The organism is Streptomyces sp. NPDC002588 (assembly GCF_040295925.1).
GTDB lineage: Bacteria > Actinomycetota > Actinomycetes > Streptomycetales > Streptomycetaceae > Streptomyces.
Genome location: NZ_JBEOWF010000117.1, coordinates 1 through 1,865, shown reverse-complemented (window position 1 = coordinate 1,865; position 1,865 = coordinate 1). Strand labels below are relative to the sequence as shown.

Genomic DNA, 1,865 nt, shown 5'->3' with positions numbered 1-1,865 from the left:
GTCGTTGCCTCAGAACTAACACAGTGGACGCGAGCAACTGAGGACAAGCCCTCGGCCTATTAGTACCGGTCACCTCCACACGTTACCGTGCTTCCAGATCCGGCCTATCAACCCAGTCGTCTACTGGGAGCCTTACCCCATCAAGTGGGTGGGAGTCCTCATCTCGAAGCAGGCTTCCCGCTTAGATGCTTTCAGCGGTTATCCCTCCCGAACGTAGCCAACCAGCCATGCCCTTGGCAGAACAACTGGCACACCAGAGGTTCGTCCGTCCCGGTCCTCTCGTACTAGGGACAGCCCTTCTCAAGACTCCTACGCGCACAGCGGATAGGGACCGAACTGTCTCACGACGTTCTAAACCCAGCTCGCGTACCGCTTTAATGGGCGAACAGCCCAACCCTTGGGACCGACTCCAGCCCCAGGATGCGACGAGCCGACATCGAGGTGCCAAACCATCCCGTCGATATGGACTCTTGGGGAAGATCAGCCTGTTATCCCCGGGGTACCTTTTATCCGTTGAGCGACGGCGCTTCCACAAGCCACCGCCGGATCACTAGTCCCGACTTTCGTCCCTGCTCGACCCGTCGGTCTCACAGTCAAGCTCCCTTGTGCACTTACACTCAACACCTGATTGCCAACCAGGCTGAGGGAACCTTTGGGCGCCTCCGTTACCCTTTAGGAGGCAACCGCCCCAGTTAAACTACCCATCAGACACTGTCCCTGATCCGGATCACGGACCCAGGTTAGACATCCAGCACGACCAGAGTGGTATTTCAACGACGACTCCACCTGAACTGGCGTCCAAGCTTCACAGTCTCCCACCTATCCTACACAAGCCGAACCGAACACCAATATCAAACTGTAGTAAAGGTCCCGGGGTCTTTCCGTCCTGCTGCGCGAAACGAGCATCTTTACTCGTAGTGCAATTTCACCGGGCCTATGGTTGAGACAGTCGAGAAGTCGTTACGCCATTCGTGCAGGTCGGAACTTACCCGACAAGGAATTTCGCTACCTTAGGATGGTTATAGTTACCACCGCCGTTTACTGGCGCTTAAGTTCTCAGCTTCGCCAGAACGAATCCTGACTAACCGGTCCCCTTAACGTTCCAGCACCGGGCAGGCGTCAGTCCGTATACATCGCCTTACGGCTTCGCACGGACCTGTGTTTTTAGTAAACAGTCGCTTCTCGCTGGTCTCTGCGGCCACCCCCAGCTCGAGGAGCAAGTCCTCTCACCAAGCGTGGCCCCCCTTCTCCCGAAGTTACGGGGGCATTTTGCCGAGTTCCTTAACCATAGTTCACCCGAACGCCTCGGTATTCTCTACCTGACCACCTGAGTCGGTTTAGGGTACGGGCCGCCATGAAACTCGCTAGAGGCTTTTCTCGACAGCATAGGATCATCCACTTCACCACAATCGGCTCGGCATCAGGTCTCAGCCTCGTGTGCGACGGATTTACCTACCGCACGGCCTACACCCTTACCCCGGGACAACCACCGCCCGGGCTGGACTACCTTCCTGCGTCACCCCATCACTCACCTACTACAAGTCTGGTCCGTCGGCTCCACCACTCCCCTTTGCCCGAAGGCTCCGGGGCGGCTTCACGGACTTAGCATCGCCTGGTTCGATGTTTGACGCTTCACAGCGGGTACCGGAATATCAACCGGTTATCCATCGACTACGCCTGTCGGCCTCGCCTTAGGTCCCGACTTACCCTGGGCAGATCAGCTTGACCCAGGAACCCTTAGTCAATCGGCGCAAACGTTTCTCACGTTTGTATCGCTACTCATGCCTGCATTCTCACTCGTGAACCGTCCACAACTACCTTCCGGTGCTGCTTCACCCGGCACACGACGCTCCCCTACCCATCAC

The 1,865-nt window shown here is 57.1% G+C and carries 1 rRNA gene; it reads right to left on the bottom strand.

The window, feature by feature from the left end:
• Positions 1-39 precede the first annotated feature (39 nt).
• Positions 40-1,865: ribosomal RNA gene (locus tag ABT057_RS49030) — 23S ribosomal RNA — on the bottom strand; the annotation flags it as partial.